This is a genomic window from Paenarthrobacter histidinolovorans, from assembly GCF_014647595.1.
Classification (GTDB): domain Bacteria; phylum Actinomycetota; class Actinomycetes; order Actinomycetales; family Micrococcaceae; genus Arthrobacter; species Arthrobacter histidinolovorans.
Genome location: NZ_BMPM01000001.1, coordinates 752759 through 769517 on the forward strand (window position 1 = coordinate 752759; position 16759 = coordinate 769517).

Below are 16759 nucleotides of genomic sequence, written 5' to 3' on the forward strand. Positions count from 1 at the left end.
AGCCACGCCCGATTCAGTAGTTGCGCCGGTGCTTCAGCCGCGGAATTGCGACGGCGAACACCACCGCCGCTGCGAAGCCCAGTATGCCTGTGGCCCAGATCCCGGCGGAGAGCGAGACTGCTGCGGTGAGACCGGAGAGCAGCACTGGCCCCCCGGTGGCACCCGAGTCCGCGATGAAGCGCCAGATTCCCAGGAAGTGACTCCGCCCGTTGTCGGGCGAGAAGTCAGCCCCGAGCGTCATGATCAGCCCGGAGCTGATGCCGTTTCCGAACCCGATCAGCAAAGCCACCAGGAGCAACGGAACAAAGCCGGCGGTGAACGGGATGAGGATCAGGGACGTTCCCATGATCACGGTTGACGGTATGGCCACCCATTGCCGCCCCTTCCTGTCCATGAGCTTGCCTGCCGGGTAGAAGACCAGCATGTCGATGGCCCCGGACAAGCCGAACAGCAGGGAGGCGTGGGTGGCGTCGAGGCCCAGGTGATCGGCCCACAGTGGGATAACAACCTGGCGTGACGCCCGCAGCGCACTGAGCAGCAGGATCCCGAATCCGACGCTCAGGAACACCCCGGCATGCGAAACCGCAACGTTCCGCAGGGTGGAAGCGGGAGGGCGCGGGCCGCCGTCGGACGTTTCGGGGACCACCAGATCCGGGATGGTGAGCGACAAGGCAGCCGCGGCCATCATCCCTGCGAAACCTACCCAGTACGCCCCGCTGATGCCGGCGAACTGCATGATGCCGGCACCAATGAACGGTCCAATGAAGATACCGATTCTGGTGACACCGCCCAGGGTGGACAGCGCACGGGCGCGGAACATCACCGGCACGGCCTCGGTGAGGAACTTCTGCCGGGCGAGGTTGAAGACGCTCGCAGACATGCCTACCAACGTCATGGAAGCGGCGAGCAGCCAAAGCCCGTGCTCCAGTTGCGGGGCAAAGGCGGCCGCTCCCAGTGCCATGGCGCCCAATGCCCCGGCACCAACGATCGACCATCGTTCGCCAAACTTCTCCGTGATGATCGACGCCGGGATGTTGAAGATCCACGAACCGAGTCCGATCAGGGTCACGATCAACGCAGAGACCGCCACCGAAGCCCCAAGCTCCCGGGCCGAAAGCGCAATAACCGGCAGGACCGCCCCCTCGCCTATACAGAACAGCAGAGCGGGCCCGAAGGCCGGAAGCGCAATGCTGCGAAGGCTGAAGTTCTTGTCTGCTTGGGTGGTGGTCATCCCTTTCATCCTAGAACTCGTGGAAGCGCCGCGATGACCGCGTGACGCCAACGGGGGCGGCGCGCAGTTGTTGCGGCTCCGGTGATCGGAGCCGCAACAACTACATGCGAAGCGGGATTGCTACCGGCTCCTTAGCTGCGGATGGCGGCTGCCTTCCGGCGACCAAGGGCGGTCAGGACCAGGCCCATCACAAGCAATGCCCCTGCCCAGAGTGCAAAGCTGCTGTTCAGTCCCGTGGCAGCAAGGGTATTGGCACTCCCGACGGCGGTGGGGACCGCCGCGGTCACTGAACCTTTGGTGCCAGCAGTGGTGTGGACGCTGCCTGCGGTCTGGATGCTTCCGCCAGTGAGGTTTCCCGTCACGGTGCCGGCAACGGGCTCGTCAACGCCGGGTTCTCCACCGGTCGAGGGGCCTCCACTAATCGGCGTCTCGGTCGGAGGCGTGACAACCGGCGGGGTTACGACCGGAGGCGTGACAACCGGCGGGGTGACAACGGGAGGGGTTACGACCGGAGGCGTGACAACGGGAGGGGTTACGACCGGAGGCGTTACTACCGGCGGGGTCACGGTACCGACGGAACCGCCACCGATGCCCACTGAGGTTGACCCAACGGTTACCGGAGCCGTGATCGGGATGATCAGCTGCGTACCGGACAGGAGTCCGTCATCGCCGGAAGTGCTGGCACCAGGCGTGGTGCCCGTGCCGGTGGTGCCCGTCGAACCATTGGAACCAGTAGTAGCCGAGGAATCACCCAGCACACCAGCCGACGTGGAGCCAACGGTTGCCGGAGCCGTAATCGGAGCAACGATCTGCGTCCCGGAACCGATACCTTCGGAACCGGAAGTGCTGGCTCCGGGCGTGGTGCCCGTGCCGGTCGTGCCACCCGTGGAACCATTGGTCCCGCCAGTGGTGGCTGCCGAGTCACCCAACAGCCCAGCCGAGGTAGCGCCCAGGTTGATAGGGGCAGTAATCGGAGCGACAACCTGCGTTCCCGAACCAATGCCCTCAGACCCGGACGTCGAAGCACCTGAGGCAGCAGGAGCAGCAGCCGAACCTCCGCCAGTGGACGTAGCTGCGGAATCACCGGCCACCCCCACGGCAGTGGCTCCGATGTTAACAGGGACCGAAATCGGAGCCACTACCTGAGCGCCGGACGCGATACCCTCTCCCCCCGACGTTGTTGCCTGCGCAGGCGCTTGGGCCGGTGCAGGAGCTGTTGATCCTGAGGTTGCTGCCGAGTCACCGAGGACGCCGACCGACGTCGACCCCACCGTGATGGGGATCGCCACCGGCGCCACAACCTGGGTTCCCGAAGCGACGCCGTCGGCGCCGCCGGTGGTGGTTGCCGGCGTCGAACTTGTTGCCCCGGCAGGGGCGGCAGGTGTGGCTGAGCTCGCCGCAGTGGAGCCCCCCAGCAGACCCACTGACGACGAGCCCAGGTTTACGGGCACCGTTACCGGAGCTACGACTTGCGTCCCGGATCCGATGCCGTTGGAACCGTTGGTGGTGGCTGCGGGTGCTGAACCCGAGCTGGCAGCAGGTGTGGCTGAACTGGTTGCCGCCGAGTCCCCCACCAGGCCCAGAGAGGTTGCGCCGAGGTTGATGGGCGCTGCTACTGGCGCCACCACCTGCGTGCCGGACAGAAGTCCGTCCTTGCCGCTGGTGGTGTCCGCGGCGTTTGCCGCGGTGGCGCTGAGGACAATCATGCCCCCGGCAAAGCAGGTGCCGATCAGGCACTTGCGAATGGTCGTGTTCATGGTGTTTTTCTCCTGAAGGTCTTGTTCCCGGAGACGTCCGATGACGGATCGCCTGTAGTGCCGTCTGCCGCGAAAGTCGGTGCAGCAAGGCTGGGGACCTAGTCAGGAGAGGAGCCGGGATCGAATGAAACCGGCTTGGGATGTTGTTCGTCGCTGGCCGTTGTGAGGCCAGGAAGTGCGTCGGCAGGGATAATCAGGGCGGCGGAGAGGAACGCTGCCGCCGGGTTTGGCGGAGCGTTCGAGGACCCGGCGGAACCACTGCCGGCCAGGCCTGATGGGACCGCGTCGCGATCACCGGGCAGCCCGGTAGGTGTTGCGGGATCGGCGGGTGAGGAGGACCCGCCGAGCACTGCAGTGATGCCGGTGGGGCCGAAGTTGCGGGTGGACATCACCCACGGTGAGGCCTCGAACTCGAGCCCAACGGCAGTTGATGGTGCGGAAAGATTCGGTTGTGCAGCCGGGGCACTGGTGGCCGGTTCAGGTGGACTTACGACGCCGGTCGCGGGCTGGGTGCCAGCGTCCGGCGCTGCGGGCGCTACTGCCCCGTCGGTGCCGGGTGCGGCTGGTACATCGATGTCAGGAACGGCTACCGGCGGCACGACCACGGGTGGAATGGTCACCGGAGGAACCACAGAATCAAGGGGTGGCAGAACAGTATCAACCACGCCCACGACTGGCTCCACCACCGGGTTGACCGCATCCGTCACGGGTTCCAGGCGCACAGGTTCAAGAACTGAGTTAACCGGCGGGACAACAACGTCCACCGTGCGGTCCACGGCATCCGTAGCCGGAACCAGCGCTGTGTTGACGACTGTTCCCGCTGTGTCCGCGGGAAGGATCTGGTTGACCACCGGCACTGCGCCGACCACCTGATCCGCTGCCCCGCCAGAGTGCTGCATCGCAGGCGTGACGGCAGGAAGGGGGACGGTGAGCTGATCGGCCGGCAGCAATCCTTTGACGGCGGCCGGCAGTGCTACGTCGGGAAGCGGAACGCTGATGGTGCTGGAGGAGGTGGTGCTCTCCAAGAGGTTCTTTTCGGTATGGCTCGCGTCCGCGTTAGCGGCGGTGGCTGAGAGCGCCATCCAAATTGCGGTACCTGCTCCCGCGACCATGACAGAGCGGAGAATGCTGGCAGCACGCGGGAAAACGCGTGAACCCCTCATCTCGACACCCCCAGGTAGTCGCGAACCAATGGTCGCCTTCATCCTAGGAAGGACTATTGGAATAGTCCATAGTCAGGAGTAAAGAAGATGAGAAATTTATAAGGAACCTTGTTTATGACGGGTAGGAGCCTGTGGCCCCTGGGCCGAAGTCCGGTGTGCCCAGTGAGGTGCGTCCTTGGGCGTTGGTTTCCTGCAGCCGCTTGATGAACCACCGGGATTGTTCCGGGCCGTAGGGCAACACGGGGATGGCCTTGGTGGCGTCGGACGGCATGTCGCGGATGGACTGGGTTGCCTGGCGAACGGCGGTGCCCATGGTGTCCGCCATGGTCTTGACGAATTCGTCGCTCACATGTTTTCCGTGGCCGGGGACCAGGAATTCGTAACGGTGCCTGAGCGCCGAGATGTGCCGCAGCGCATCCGCCCACTCTTCAGGATAGGAATCCTCGAACGACGGGTGAGCGCCCTGCTCCACGAGGTCCCCCACGTACAGGGTGGAGCTGGTGCCTACCAGCAGGTCGCCGTCCGTGTGGGCACGGCCCAGGTAGAACAGGGTGGCGGTGATTCCGCCGAGGTCCACCAGCACAGGCTGGTCGCGGACCAGCGCGTTCGGGACAACAATCTCGACGGCGTCGCCCTCCCCCGCTGCCATCTCGGGTTCGTTGGTGGCCACGAAGCGCCGCTGGTTGTCGGCGTCGCGTTCGATGGTGGCCGCACAGTTGGCGTGCGCCCAAAACTCGGTAACGCCGTCGTCAGCGAAAACGGCGTTACCGAAGAAGTGGTCGTAGTGCGCATGGGTGTTCACCACCACCAGCGGCAGCTGGGTCTTTTCGCGAACCGCGGCAAGGATCTCCCGGCCTTGGCGCGGGCCACAGCCGGTGTCGATGACCATGGCGAGCTCAGAGCCCACCACCAGCCCGGTGTTGAGTAACGATCCCTCGGTTTCCAAGACGTAGTTGTCCGGTCCAAGTTCCAGCCAAGCTGACAATGCGTTCTCCGTATCCACTGCAATCCGGCGATGTTCAGGCCTCTACTCTACCCACGGAAAGCTGGGAGGGAGCGGAATGAACCGGACCGCCGGTGAAGGGATTTAGAGAATGGCGGTCATGACGTTCCAGCCCGCGCCGATCTGTGCGGAGTACAGCCACCAGCCGGAGCCGTTGCCTGCGTAGAGCACCAGGTCTCCGCCGGTGCTGCGCCCCAGGACGTCCACCTTGCCGTCACCGTCGAAATCACCCGGCGCCTCGATGGCGTTGAAGATGTTCCAGCCCGAGCCGATTTGGCTGGTGGCAAGCCACCCGCCTGCGCCGTTCCCCGGGTACAGCAGAAGTGCACCGGATCCGTTGCGGGCAATGACGTCCGCTTTGCCGTCGCCGTTGAAGTCGCCCACGCCGTCGATGGCTGTCATGACGTTCCAGCCGGCGCCAATCTGGCGCGGCTGCAGCCAGCCGCCGGTGCCGTTGCCAGGGTAAAGCCAGAGCACACCGTTGCCGTCGCGGGCAATGATGTCAGCTGTTGCATCGCCGTTGAAGTCGCCGGATGCCTTGATGGAGGTCATCACGTTCCAGCCGGCGCCGATCTGACGGGCACCCAGCAGGCCACCCCAACCGTTGCCCGGGTAAAGCCAGAGCACGCCGTTGCCGTCGCGGGCAATGACATCTGCGTAGCCGTCGCCGTTGAAGTCGCCCGGCGCCTCGATGGAGGTCATTCCGTTCCAGCCCACACCGATCTGGGTGCGGCCGCCCTTCCAGCCTCCGTAGCCGTTGCCCCGGTAAAGCCACAGAGCACCGCTGCCGTCGCGGGCAATGACGTCGCTGGTACCGTCTCCGTTGAAGTCGGTGAGCTTTTTGTTCGGTGCCGCAGCGGGAGCGGTGCCACCGAACTTCTTCAATGCCGTGGTTGCATCCACCAGGCCCGCGCCGCATCCGGCCGAGCAACCACCCGGCAGCGGCCTGGCCGATTCTTTGAGCTGCTGCTCCACCTGTGCAGGAGTGACGGTGCTTCCCTCTGCGGACATGAGAAGTGCTGCAACGCCGGCCACGTGGGGAGCGGCCATGGACGTTCCCTCCATCCAGGCGAACGCGGGCTCGCCGGGCGTGGTGGTTCCGTAGTTCAGGGTGGACAAAATTCCACGGCTCACGTCAGTGGACATGTCGCCACCGGGTGCCGTGACGTCCACTGTGGAGCCGTAGTTGGAGTACACGGCCCGCGCTCCAGCCTTGTCGCTGGCAGCTACTGCGACGACGTTCTGGCAGTTCGCGGGGCTCGCATCAGCGGCGGGGCGGTTGGAGTTGCCTGCAGAGGCAACGACCACGGCGCCGGCGTTGTACGCAAAGTTGATGGCGTTCTGGTACGTGGTGGAGCACTCTTTGATGCCGCCGAGGCTGAGGTTGATGACCTTTGCCGGGTTGGGGTTGACAGGAGCATCAGCCACCACGCCACCGGCGGCCCAGATGATGGAATCGGCAATATCGGAGCTGTAGCCGCCGCAGACGCCGAGCGCCCTGACGGGGAGAATCTTGGCCGATGGCGCTACACCGGAGATCCCGATGCTGTTGTTGCCGAGGGCTGCCACGATTCCGGCAACGTGGGTTCCGTGCCATGAAGAGTTCTCAGCGGGGCTGCCGGACTCACACTCTTCTGCGGGCACCCAATCGCCTTGGTCGGCAGGGTTGGGGTCGCGGCCATCACCATCGCGCGCATCGGCGGCGCTGGAGATCATGTCGTAGCCGGGCAGCACGTTGGCGTTGAGCTCGGGGTGGCTGGTGATGCCTGTATCCACCACCGCAACTACTACGCCTTCGCCGTGGTTGTAGTCCCAGGCTCCGGGGGTGCGGATGCCTGAGAAGTTGTCCCACAGATTCCATTGCTCCAGGTAGCCATAATCCTGGGAGTGCGAGGTGGGGCGCATGATGTCGTCAGCCTCTGCGTAGGCCACATTGGGATCCGCGCGCAGGGTTTCCACGAATGCTTGGGCTTCCGAGGCCGAAAGTGCTTCATCGAGCTTGATGACGTGGCCACCGGTTGCGTTCTCGCGGGAGCTTTTAGCCTGCACACCAAGCTTGGCGGCTGCATGGTCTGCTGCGTTCCCGGCTTTCACTGCGGCCGCTTGGGCGGCGCTGTCCCGAATACCCACGATGAACTGGTCAGTCGAGGTGTCAGTGGCAGGCTTGAGGACCTTCGGAGTGCTCGGGATGATGTCTATCTGACCGGCGACGGCCGGCTGGACGGCCAACCCTCCGCTGATCAAGAGTGTGGCCATGGCCAAACCGATGGTTCTTGCAGGGCGGAGTCGGGGTCTATTCACTGGGCATCCTAGGGAAAATCGCGGCAGCTCTGAGCGGCTGACCGCGGGCAACTGGAGACCACCAGCTGACCCCCAGGAAATTGTAAGCTGACTATCGGCTGCAAAAGCTACACAACGCCGATTATGACAGGGTCAGGAATCCTCGTTGCTGAACGACTTAGCCGATGCGCTCAAACACCATGGTGGCTTGAATGCGATCTCCGCCGCCGATCACTCCCTTGCTCCCGCTGCTGGCTGTGGTAATAGTGTGGAGCCGGTAACCCTTCGCGGCTTGATCGTTGATGGCCTTTTCCAGGGAAGGAAGGTTGCCCGAACCGGCGCCCCACATCTTCTCTTTCAGGATCACCTGGAGCACGACATACTGCTGCATTGCACCACTTCCTTCTGTTGTTGGCCGGCCGCATGTTTGTTGGTCGGTTGCGTGCAAGGCTACTCGACGCCGGCGGGAACCTTTCGCGGGCGAAGCGCCTAGGCGCGGTCGTGAAGCGTCACGTGATACCCGTCAGGATCGGCAAAGGTGAAGGTGCGGCCGAACGGGCCGTCGATCGGGTCGGTGATGATGGTGTGGCCGCCGCCGAGCAAGGCGTCGTGTATTTCCTGGACATCAGTGGCGTGAAGCCAGATCGCGGCACCAATGCCCGGCTGATCGACGGACGTCAGGTCCGTCCCGGGAGCGATGGTGCGGAGTGCGAAGGCGATCGGCTTCGTGTCGAACACGACGGCGTGGGGCGGACCGGCTTGGGAGCGGACAAGGCCGAGGTACTGCTCGTAGAAAGCTTGGGAAGCCTTGAGATCGCGTGTTTGGAGGGAGATGAAGTCGGGGCCGGTGACGGGCATGTGCTGCTCCTTCGATTGGATGTCAGTTATCTGACACGGACAACCTATGTCAGAATACTGACATGAGTCAACGCGGCATCGACCTCACCACGTCGCTGGGGTATCTGCTCAAAGAAGCATCGAGTGCCCTACGCACCGCCATGGAAGAAGCGCTCCGGCCACTCGGAATGACCATCACTCATTACTCCTGTCTTGAACTCCTGGCCCAGCGCCCCGGCCTGTCCAACTCAGAGCTGGCCCGTGGAGCGTTTGTCACCCGCCAATCCATGAACGTGCTGCTTCAGGCACTGGAACGGGACGGCTTCGTCACCCGCCCGGAGGAGGCCCGCGTGGGGAAAGTCCTTCCCACGCAGCTCACGCCTCGCGGCCGGCGCAGCCTGGAGAAGGCCACTGTCGCGGTCCGTGCCGTGGAGGACCGGATGCTGGCCGGCCTGACGCAGGAGGAACAAAGCAATGCGCTAATAGTCCTTCGAAGCATGGTCCACGCACTGCGCGACGACAACCAGGATGTGAACCCTGCGGATCACTAGCACCCTCCGAAAGGGCGCGGCGGCCGCCGTCGTCGTTTTCCTGCTGAGCGGTTGCACCACCCCCGCAACACCGTCACGCCCAATGGCGGCAGCGGAAGAAGCAGTTGCCAAAATTCCCGGCGTGTCCTCACCAGGCTGAGGACCCATTCGCCCCCGATGGGTTGCGGTGCCCATCGCAGCCTCCCCTGTTCACCCCTAGGGTTGAAGGTGCCCGGGAAAAGTTCGGGCAACTTTGGGGGAAGACATGCGCAGTACACATTCACGACGGCGGCAACGCTGCCTGCTTTCAGCTACGGCAATGGTTGTGCTCGCCGCAGTTACGGCCGGCGGGCTGGCAGGAGGCCGGGTTCAAAAGCGGCCCGCGCCGCCGTATCCCGCAGTCGAGTGGCAAGGCGCCGCCCCCAGCGGGCCTTTGGAGTCCGACCCCTGGGTTCAAGCCACGCGCAAGTTCCTCGAAGCTGAGGCTGTGGCACGCAACATCAACGATTTTTCCATACCTGAGCTGGTCAAAACTGCCAGCAGGGACGCGCGGAGTCGTGCTGCGAGGCCGGCACTGGACGACGTGAAACAGAAACGGCGCCCGGACATTCTCCCCGGCCCGACACCGTTCTTGCCCCTTTCCGTGACGCCCAACTTTCGGGGAGACCCGGACCGGGCCGCCGTGAGGGGTTGCAAAGCAACGGAATGGTCCTCAGCGGAGGGGGACGTGACAACCGAGTTGAAGGGCTACGGGGTGGAGTACCGGATGGAACGGCTTCCCGATGGAACCATGAGGGTGGAGACCAGCGTAGGGATCCCAGACTTGGAGTGCTCGGATGTCACCCTTCCCATGGCCTTGTTTGTGCCGGCGCCGGAGCCGTCGGACGTTACTGATGTGAAAGACATCGTCATTGCCGAGCGTGCCGACATAGATCCGCCGGGCAAGTGATGGGGAGACGCTCCGGAGCGGGCCTCACCATCCTGTTGCTCTGCGCTGCTTTGCTCGCCGGATGCACAGTGCCCGCCGATAGTTCAGAGCCCCGGCGCAGCACTTCCATGGCCGAAGCCGACATCGCCAAAACACCTGGAGTTACGGCGCGCATTGGCAGGGCATACGACGGCCTGACCCCTTACCTTTCCGTGAACGTGGAAGTCACAGAGGCTTTTACCGGCGACGAGGCCACCCTGCTGGACCATGTCCTGGCCCAGGTGTGGTCCCAGGACGAGGACGCGCCGGAGAAATACGTCACTCTGGGAGTCAGCGGTCCCGGCCGCACCGCAGAAACAACCTCGGCGGCGCTTGCCAGCCTTGGGCTCGGCTCCCTGAAGTACGCCGGCTCGGCGGTCAGTTTGATCGGGGCCGATCTAGTGGCCCGATACGGCGAGTGGCCGGGGTCGGTGCCCACGGTTGGCCAGGAGCTGGTCCCGGGCACCCCGAGCCCCCGGGAGTTGAGCGACCAGCCCAAACCCTAGGGACGTGAGGGAGCGTCGGGGGTTACATGTCCGCGAGCGCGCCACCGGGGTTCTCGATAGCGTCGGCCACGTACCGGAGGAAGCCGGCAGCGGTTTCGCCGTCGCAGACGCGGTGGTCGAAGGCCAGGGTCAGTTCGGTGACCTTGCGGACGGCGAGTTCACCGTTGACCACCCAGGGCTTGTCGATGATGCGGCCGACGCCGAGCATCGCAACTTCCGGGTAGTTGATGATCGCGGCCGAGCCGTCCACGCCGAACACGCCATAGTTGTTCAGGGTGAAGGTGCCGGAGCCGAGTTCGGTGGGGGTCGCCTTCCCGTCGCGCGCGACGGCGGTGAGTCGCCGGATCTCTGCGTCCAGCTCGCGGGCGCTCATCCCATGGGCGTTGCGCACGGACGGGACTACGAGTCCGCGATCGGTCTGTGCTGCGAAACCGAGGTTGATTCCGTCGAAGCCCACGATTTCCTGCGAGCCGTCGGCAACGGTTTCAAGGCGGGTGTTCAGGGCCGGGTACTTTTTTAACCCAGCCGTGACAAAACGAGCGATGAAGGCCAGCAGACCAGGGGTATCGTGCGGTGCACGCTCCTTCAGTTCAGCGCGCATCTCCAACAATGCGGTGGCATCCACGTCCACCCATACCGTGGCCTCGGGGATCTCCGAACGGCTCTTGGTCATGTTTGCGGCCACGGCCTTGCGGACTCCACGGACCGGCGTCCGGGCAGACACAGCCAAGCCGGTCCTGCCATCAACGGCACCCGCATCAGCAGGGGCAGAAGCAGGAGCCGAAGAAACAGACGGAGCCTCCACAGCAGCAGGAGCCTCCGGCGCAGAAATCGCAGCCTCCACGTCTTTGCGCATGATCAGCCCGCTGGCACCCGAACCCTCAATCGCGTCCAGGGAAACCCCGTGGTCGCGCGCCATCTTGCGCACCAGCGGTGAGATGACGGCGCTGAGCTTGCCCGGGATGCGCGTCCCGGCAACAGCCGGCTCCATCACGGGTGCAGGCTCAGCAACAGGAGAATCGACGACGGCGACGCTCGCCTTACGTGGCCGGGTCCGGCCACCGGTTGCTCCCCCGGGCGTCCCATAGCCGATCAGCACGTTGCCCGAGCCTGCCTTCTCCTCGGTCCGGTACGTCTCGGCAGCAGCTTCCACGGCGGAGGAAACGTCGAGACCCGAGGACACCGGCGAAGGATCAACGGAACCAGCCGGAGCAGGAGCCGCGGCAGCGGGCGAACCTGCCGAAGAACCGGCGCGGGCGATCGAGATCAGTGGCTTGCCGACGTCGAGCGTTTGGCCGGCCTCACCATGCAGCTCGGCAACGGTGCCGGCGTAAGGCGAGGGCACCTCCACCATGGACTTGGCCGTTTCAACTTCGGCGATGGGCTGGTCAACTACGATCTCGTCACCGACGGCGACGAGCCAGTTCACCAGTTCGGCCTCGGTCAGTCCTTCGCCGAGGTCGGGCAGTTTGAAGACCTGCATATCTGAACTCATGGTTAGTCCTCCCATTGAAGGTCGTCGACGGCGTCGAGGATGCGGTCGACGCTCGGCAGGTAGTAGTGCTCCAGCTTGGGAGAGGGGAAGGGGACGTCGAAGCCGGTTACGCGGAGGATCGGCGCGGCGAGATAGTGGAAGGCGCGTTCCTGGACGCGGGCCACGATTTCGGAAGACACGGACGCGAATCCATGGGCTTCGGCGATCACGACGGCGCGTCCCGTCTTGCGCACGGACGCGCAGACGGTTTCGTCATCGAAGGGGACCAGGGTGCGGACGTCGATGACTTCCAGTGAGCGGCCCTCTTCGGCGGCGGCAGCTGCAGCGGCGAGCGCGGTGGGGACCGACGGTCCGTAGGCGATGAGCGTGGCGTCCGTGCCGGGACGGGCGACAGCCGCGCGGCCCTCGGTGGAGGTACCGGCGTCGTGCTCTGCTCGGAGGGCACCCAAGTCAACCTGGTCCTTGGACCAGTAGAGCTTCTTGGGTTCCATGAACATGACAGGGTCATCGGAATCGATGGCTTCGCGCAGCATCCGGTAGCCGTCTGCCACGGTGGCGGGGGTGTAGACCTTGAGGCCCGCGGTGTGGGCGTAGTAGGACTCGGAGGAGTCGCAGTGGTGCTCCACTCCCCCGATGCCGCCGGCGTAGGGAACACGGATGACCATGGGCATTTTGAGCTTGCCCTTGGTGCGGTTGTGCATTTTGGCGACGTGGCTGACGATCTGTTCGAAGGCCGGGTAGGCGAAGGCGTCGAACTGCATTTCGATCACGGGGCGCATGCCGTTGATGGCCATGCCCACAGCCATGCCGACGATGCCGGATTCTGCGAGCGGGGTGTCGAAGCAGCGTTGTTCGCCGAACTCGGCCATGAGGCCGTCGGTGATGCGGAAGACGCCGCCCAGCATGCCCACGTCCTCGCCGAAGACCAGGACGGAGGAGTCGGCGCGCATGGCGTCGGCCATGGCTGTGTTGAGGGCCTTGGCCATCGTGAGGCTCTGCGGGCCGGTTGCCTCGGCCGTGGCCGCGGCGGAAGCGGCGGCGTTGGCGGTGGCGGCGCTGACGTTGGCGGTGCCTGCGGCAGTGGTGGTGACGGTCATTTTGCGCTCTCCTCTCGTGCGAGTTCGCCGGCGAGCATGTCTGACTGCTCTTTCAGCTGCGGGGTGGGCTTGGCGAAGACGTACTTGAAGAGGTCCAGCGGCTGCACCGGAACTTCCTCGCCCAGGCCTTCGCGGAGCTGGGTGGCAACGGCTTCGGCGTGCTCGGCGATGCGGTTGCTGGCGGCGTCGTCCAGCAGACCCTTGTCCGCGAGGTAGGACTTCATCCGGGTGAGCGGGTCCTTGGCCTGCCACTCGGCGACTTCGCTGTCCGGGCGGTAGCGGGTGGCGTCGTCGGCGTTGGTGTGGGCCTGCATGCGGTAGGTGTGGGCCTCGATCAGCAGAGGTCCGGAACCTTCGCGGGCGAGCTTCACGGCACGGTCCATCACGGCGAGCAGCGCTACGAGGTCGTTGCCGTCCACGCGCTCACCGGCCATGCCGTAGCCAACAGCCTTGTGGGCCAGCGACGGCGCCACGGACTGGTGACTGAGCGGTACGGAGATGGCGTACTTGTTGTTCTGCACGAAGAAAATGACGGGCAAGTGGAAGACAGCGGCGAAGTTCAGGGCCTCATGGAAGTCACCCTCGCTGGTGGCGCCGTCGCCGCACATGGCCATCACCACCGTGTTTTCACCGCGCAGCTTGGCCGCGTGGGCAACACCGACGGCGTGCAGCAGCTGCGTGGTCAGCGGTGTGCACTGGATGCCGACGTTGTGTTCTTTGGGGTCGTATCCGCCGTGCCAGTCGCCGCGGAAGATGGTCATCACCTCTACGGGGTCCACCCCGCGGGTCATGACGGCGACGGCGTCGCGGTAGGTGGGGAACAGCCAGTCACCTTCGCTGAGGCACATGGCAGCTGCCACCTGGCAGGCTTCCTGGCCGTGGCTTGAGGGGTAGACGGCCATGCGGCCCTGCCGGACGAGCGCCGAGTTCTGGTCGTTGACGCGACGGCCGACGACGAGCTGCTCGTAAGCGGCCATCAGTTCAGCGTCGCTTGGCGTGGGGTACTCGTGGCCGGGTTCGGTGCCTTGCTCGTCATGGGGGCGGAGGGTGCCATCCGGGTTCACCATTTGGATCTGGTGCCGGGCGGGGAGCATGTAGTCCTCAACGCTGATGCCGAATTTTGTCCGAACGTCAGCAGCCTGGTCCTCTACTGCCGTTTCCGGCGCAGAGTGGTCTGCGTGGATCGTCATTGGTCCGTCCTTCTCTAGCCACTATGTGCTTCCAGTATGTTCCCTGGCGAAGTTTCGTATCCAGCTTTCCGCCGAATCATGGAAGCCCTTGCCTAAACTGGGTATTCTGAAAGACGAATTGCAATTGTGAGCTGGGTTACGCCCCTGTGCTGTAGACGAATTGGAGCCTGCTTTGAGTGAGACGGAGGCGGAGCAGACCGCCGTACCGCTGGACAGTGTGGACCGGGACATCATCCGCGAGCTCACCACCGACGGGCGCATGTCCATCACCCAGGTGGCCGAGAACGTGCACATCAGCCGCGCCCACGCGTATTCGCGCATTGCCCGGCTCACCGGCGAGGGCGTGCTGACCAAGTTCACGGCCCTGGTGGATCCCATCAAGGCCGGCTTGCGATCTTCCGCCTACGTGACGTTAAAGGTGCAGCAGCATTCCTGGCGTGAGCTGAAGGAACAGCTCCGGGCCATTCCGGAGATCCACCACATCGCCTTGGTGGGCGGCGACTTCGACGTCATCCTGCTAGTCCGCGCCACCGACAACATCCACCTCCGCCGCGTGATCTTCGATCAGCTGCAGTCCATGGAGGGCATCCTGGATACCCAAACCTTCCTGGTGTTCGAAGACGTTGATACCCGGTGACGTTCCGGAGGAAGCTCGCCTGGACCTTTTTCGCTGGCTTGCTCGCCGGGTTGCTGTGGCTGATTGCCGCCTACCAGCTCTTCCACAACCCGCCCCACGCCACTCCCCAGCGGACCGACGCCATTGTGGTGTTGGGCGGCATGAGCAGTGAACGCCTCCCAGTGGGCTTGTCTTTGCGTGAGCAGTTGGACATTCCGGATCTGGTGGTGGTCACCACCGGCTTGCCAGCCAACGCCGGTTCGGATGAGTTTTGTGAAGCGCACGACGGCGACGCTCACCTTGACTGCTTCCGTCCGGATCCGCTGAACACCAGGGGCGAAGCAGCCCACCTCAGGGATCTTGCCGCGGAGCACGGGTGGAAGTCTGTGACTGTGGTGACCTCCGATTATCACCTGCTCCGGGCGGGCACTTTGATGAAGCAGTGCATCGGCGCGGACGTGCAGATGGTGGGCGCTGAACCGAAGCTCTCGCCGACCGGTTGGCTGTGGCGGTTCGTGGTGGAAACCGGTGGCCTGTTCGATGTCTGGTTACGCCCGGAATGCTAAGGGTTCTGGTGAATCTTGCGTCCTGTTGAACGGCTAGGATTGCACTAGTTTCGGGCGCCTTAGGGCCGGTCTTTTTGGGGGAAAACGTGCACACCATCATGCCTATCTTTGGGACCCGGCCGGAAGCCATCAAAATGGCTCCGATTGTGCGTGCACTGATGGAGTCGGAGCTCTTCGAGTGCGTAGTGACGGTCACCGGCCAGCACCGGGAAATGCTGGATCAGGTCAACGAGCTTTTTGGGATAACTCCGGACCACGATCTGAACATTCTTCAGCCCGGTCAATCCCTCACGGACATCATGACCCGCACCATGAGTGGGCTGGATACTTTGTTTGCTGCGGGCAAGCCGGACGCGGTGATCGTGCAGGGCGACACCACTACCTCTACCGCCGGCGCCATTACTGCCTTTTATCACGGCATTCCTGTGGTCCATGTGGAGGCTGGCCTCCGCAGCGGGAACCTGCTCTCCCCTTTCCCGGAAGAAGCCAACCGCAAGATCACCAGCCAGATCGCATCCCTGCACCTGGCACCGACCACCACCAGCCGGGCCAACCTGCTGGCCGAGGGCGTTGCTGCTGCTGACATCGTGGTGACGGGCAACTCGGTGATCGACGCTCTGCTGACCACCGTGGATAAGCAGGTGCCGTTCTCTGATCCCGCGTTGGAGTCGCTTGCTGCGAGTGGCCGCCGCATTCTTCTGGTCACCACCCACCGACGCGAGAACCAGGGTGATGCCATGCGCGGAGTGGGCCGGGCCTTGGCACGGATTGCCGACGCCGAACCCGAGCTGACGATCGTCCTGCCCGCCCACAAAAACCCCGTGGTCCGCGAAGCCGTGCTCCCCGCGTTGGACGGGAAGCCGAATGTAGTTGTTACAGAGCCTTTGGCCTACGGCGAGTTCACTCGCATGCTCTCCCTGGCGCACATTGTCCTGACCGACTCGGGCGGAGTGCAGGAAGAAGCACCGAGCCTGGGCAAGCCCGTGCTGGTGATGCGCGACAACACAGAGCGCCCCGAAGCCGTTGAAGCCGGGACGGTTGCGCTGATCGGTACGGATGAAGAACGGATTGTGGCCGAGGTGAGCCGACTGCTGCACGACGACTCGCACTTCGAGGCCATGGCGAACGCTGTGAACCCTTATGGAGACGGGTTGGCTTCCGAGCGGACTATTGCGGCGATTGCCGAGTTGCTGGGAGTGGGCAGCCGCGTGGAGGAGTTCGGGATGGAGCGGGTGGTTTAGAAGATCAGACTCAGGTAGGGAGTGCTTGCAACAACTCAAGGCACCAGTCGTCGCCTAAGCCATTCACCTCGGGCTGTTCAGGTCAGGTAGCAGGGCATATGTCACATCAGTACGGCTGACAGTCGAAGTAATCAGCTCCCATGTCACAAACTTAAGAGAAGAAGTCACTTTTCACAGTTCGATGGTTCTGCCGTAACAGTAAGTGCGAGGCAACCATGGAGCGCTGTGGGGGCCCTGCAACGGGTAGAATCATCAGGACCGCAGGAAGTGCCGTGCTGGG

The 16759-nt window shown here is 64.1% G+C and carries 16 protein-coding genes; 6 read left to right on the forward strand and 10 right to left on the reverse strand.

The genetic code is table 11. From position 1 onward, the window contains the following. Positions 1 to 13: 13 nt before the first annotated feature. The 7 genes from IEY62_RS03480 to IEY62_RS03510 form a co-directional block, all read right to left on the reverse strand. Positions 14 to 1231, reverse strand: coding sequence for an MFS transporter (locus IEY62_RS03480; protein WP_189013927.1), 1218 nt, complete (start codon positions 1229 to 1231; stop codon positions 14 to 16). A 131-nt stretch (positions 1232 to 1362) separates the two neighbouring features. Then, on the reverse strand, positions 1363 to 2988 hold the full coding sequence (locus tag IEY62_RS03485) for a cell wall anchor protein (protein WP_189013929.1): 1626 nt from the start codon (positions 2986 to 2988) through the stop codon (positions 1363 to 1365). A 98-nt stretch (positions 2989 to 3086) separates the two neighbouring features. Next, on the reverse strand, positions 3087 to 4070 hold the full coding sequence (locus IEY62_RS03490) for a hypothetical protein (RefSeq protein WP_229785033.1): 984 nt from the start codon (positions 4068 to 4070) through the stop codon (positions 3087 to 3089). A 193-nt stretch (positions 4071 to 4263) separates the two neighbouring features. Then, the gene (locus IEY62_RS03495) at positions 4264 to 5136 is read right to left on the reverse strand and encodes an MBL fold metallo-hydrolase (RefSeq protein WP_229785034.1); all 873 of its coding nucleotides are present in this window, start codon (positions 5134 to 5136) and stop codon (positions 4264 to 4266) included. Between the two features lie 102 nt (positions 5137 to 5238). Further along, on the reverse strand, positions 5239 to 7410 hold the full coding sequence (locus IEY62_RS03500) for a S8 family serine peptidase (RefSeq protein ID WP_189013935.1): 2172 nt from the start codon (positions 7408 to 7410) through the stop codon (positions 5239 to 5241). A gap of 202 nt (positions 7411 to 7612) precedes the next feature. After that, entirely contained in the window at positions 7613 to 7825 is a 213-nt protein-coding gene (locus IEY62_RS03505) for a DUF4177 domain-containing protein (RefSeq protein WP_011775776.1), read from the reverse strand. 98 nt (positions 7826 to 7923) lie between these two features. Next, positions 7924 to 8292, reverse strand: coding sequence for a VOC family protein (locus tag IEY62_RS03510; RefSeq protein WP_189013937.1), 369 nt, complete (start codon positions 8290 to 8292; stop codon positions 7924 to 7926). A gap of 62 nt (positions 8293 to 8354) precedes the next feature. On the opposite strand from IEY62_RS03510, the gene IEY62_RS03515 reads away from it, so the two are divergent. The 3 genes from IEY62_RS03515 (at position 8355) to IEY62_RS03525 (ending at position 10274) form a co-directional block, all read left to right on the forward strand. Next, on the forward strand, positions 8355 to 8822 hold the full coding sequence (locus IEY62_RS03515; protein ID WP_189013939.1) for a MarR family winged helix-turn-helix transcriptional regulator: 468 nt from the start codon (positions 8355 to 8357) through the stop codon (positions 8820 to 8822). Between the two features lie 466 nt (positions 8823 to 9288). Next, the gene (locus IEY62_RS03520) at positions 9289 to 9750 is read left to right on the forward strand and encodes a hypothetical protein (protein ID WP_229785036.1); all 462 of its coding nucleotides are present in this window, start codon (positions 9289 to 9291) and stop codon (positions 9748 to 9750) included. Further along, the gene (locus tag IEY62_RS03525; protein ID WP_189013941.1) at positions 9747 to 10274 is read left to right on the forward strand and encodes a hypothetical protein; all 528 of its coding nucleotides are present in this window, start codon (positions 9747 to 9749) and stop codon (positions 10272 to 10274) included. The genes IEY62_RS03520 and IEY62_RS03525 overlap by 4 nt, the downstream gene beginning before the upstream one ends. 22 nt (positions 10275 to 10296) lie before the next feature. Here IEY62_RS03525 and IEY62_RS03530 read toward each other — a convergent pair whose 3' ends face one another. The 3 genes from IEY62_RS03530 to pdhA are packed head-to-tail and all read right to left on the reverse strand — an operon-like array spanning position 10297 to position 14056. Further along, positions 10297 to 11769, reverse strand: coding sequence for a dihydrolipoamide acetyltransferase family protein (locus IEY62_RS03530; protein WP_229785038.1), 1473 nt, complete (start codon positions 11767 to 11769; stop codon positions 10297 to 10299). A 2-nt stretch (positions 11770 to 11771) separates the two neighbouring features. Further along, the gene (locus tag IEY62_RS03535) at positions 11772 to 12866 is read right to left on the reverse strand and encodes an alpha-ketoacid dehydrogenase subunit beta (protein ID WP_189013945.1); all 1095 of its coding nucleotides are present in this window, start codon (positions 12864 to 12866) and stop codon (positions 11772 to 11774) included. Then, positions 12863 to 14056 (reverse strand): pyruvate dehydrogenase (acetyl-transferring) E1 component subunit alpha, encoded by a 1194-nt coding sequence (pdhA, locus tag IEY62_RS03540; RefSeq protein WP_189013947.1) that lies wholly within the window; start codon positions 14054 to 14056, stop codon positions 12863 to 12865. The genes IEY62_RS03535 and pdhA overlap by 4 nt, the downstream gene beginning before the upstream one ends. Positions 14057 to 14228: 172 nt before the next feature. Between pdhA and IEY62_RS03545 the strand changes: the two genes are divergently transcribed. The 3 genes from IEY62_RS03545 (at position 14229) to wecB (ending at position 16479) form a co-directional block, all read left to right on the forward strand. Continuing rightward, a complete protein-coding gene (locus IEY62_RS03545; RefSeq protein ID WP_189013948.1) occupies positions 14229 to 14693 on the forward strand; it encodes an Lrp/AsnC family transcriptional regulator in 465 nt (154 codons plus the stop codon). Next, positions 14690 to 15238, forward strand: a complete 549-nt coding sequence (locus IEY62_RS03550) for a YdcF family protein (protein ID WP_189013950.1) — start codon at positions 14690 to 14692, stop codon at positions 15236 to 15238. Before IEY62_RS03545 ends, IEY62_RS03550 begins: the two co-directional genes overlap by 4 nt. A 98-nt stretch (positions 15239 to 15336) precedes the next feature. Next, a complete protein-coding gene (gene wecB, locus IEY62_RS03555) occupies positions 15337 to 16479 on the forward strand; it encodes a non-hydrolyzing UDP-N-acetylglucosamine 2-epimerase (protein WP_308424477.1) in 1143 nt (380 codons plus the stop codon). Positions 16480 to 16759 lie beyond the last annotated feature (280 nt).

What these genes read in the sequence shown, in the direction of transcription:
- IEY62_RS03480 (WP_189013927.1), bottom strand. Translation starts at nt 1,231, where the DNA reads ATGACCACCACCCAAGCAGACAAGAACTTCAGCCTTCGCAGCATTGCG.
- wecB (WP_308424477.1), top strand. Translation starts at nt 15,337, where the DNA reads ATGCCTATCTTTGGGACCCGGCCGGAAGCCATCAAAATGGCTCCGATT.
- IEY62_RS03535 (WP_189013945.1), bottom strand. Translation starts at nt 12,866, where the DNA reads ATGACCGTCACCACCACTGCCGCAGGCACCGCCAACGTCAGCGCCGCC.
- pdhA (WP_189013947.1), bottom strand. Translation starts at nt 14,056, where the DNA reads ATGACGATCCACGCAGACCACTCTGCGCCGGAAACGGCAGTAGAGGAC.
- IEY62_RS03505 (WP_011775776.1), bottom strand. Translation starts at nt 7,825, where the DNA reads ATGCAGCAGTATGTCGTGCTCCAGGTGATCCTGAAAGAGAAGATGTGG.
- IEY62_RS03500 (WP_189013935.1), bottom strand. Translation starts at nt 7,410, where the DNA reads ATGGCCACACTCTTGATCAGCGGAGGGTTGGCCGTCCAGCCGGCCGTC.
- IEY62_RS03530 (WP_229785038.1), bottom strand. Translation starts at nt 11,769, where the DNA reads ATGAGTTCAGATATGCAGGTCTTCAAACTGCCCGACCTCGGCGAAGGA.
- IEY62_RS03485 (WP_189013929.1), bottom strand. Translation starts at nt 2,988, where the DNA reads ATGAACACGACCATTCGCAAGTGCCTGATCGGCACCTGCTTTGCCGGG.
- IEY62_RS03510 (WP_189013937.1), bottom strand. Translation starts at nt 8,292, where the DNA reads ATGCCCGTCACCGGCCCCGACTTCATCTCCCTCCAAACACGCGATCTC.
- IEY62_RS03490 (WP_229785033.1), bottom strand. Translation starts at nt 4,070, where the DNA reads ATGGCGCTCTCAGCCACCGCCGCTAACGCGGACGCGAGCCATACCGAA.
- IEY62_RS03515 (WP_189013939.1), top strand. Translation starts at nt 8,355, where the DNA reads ATGAGTCAACGCGGCATCGACCTCACCACGTCGCTGGGGTATCTGCTC.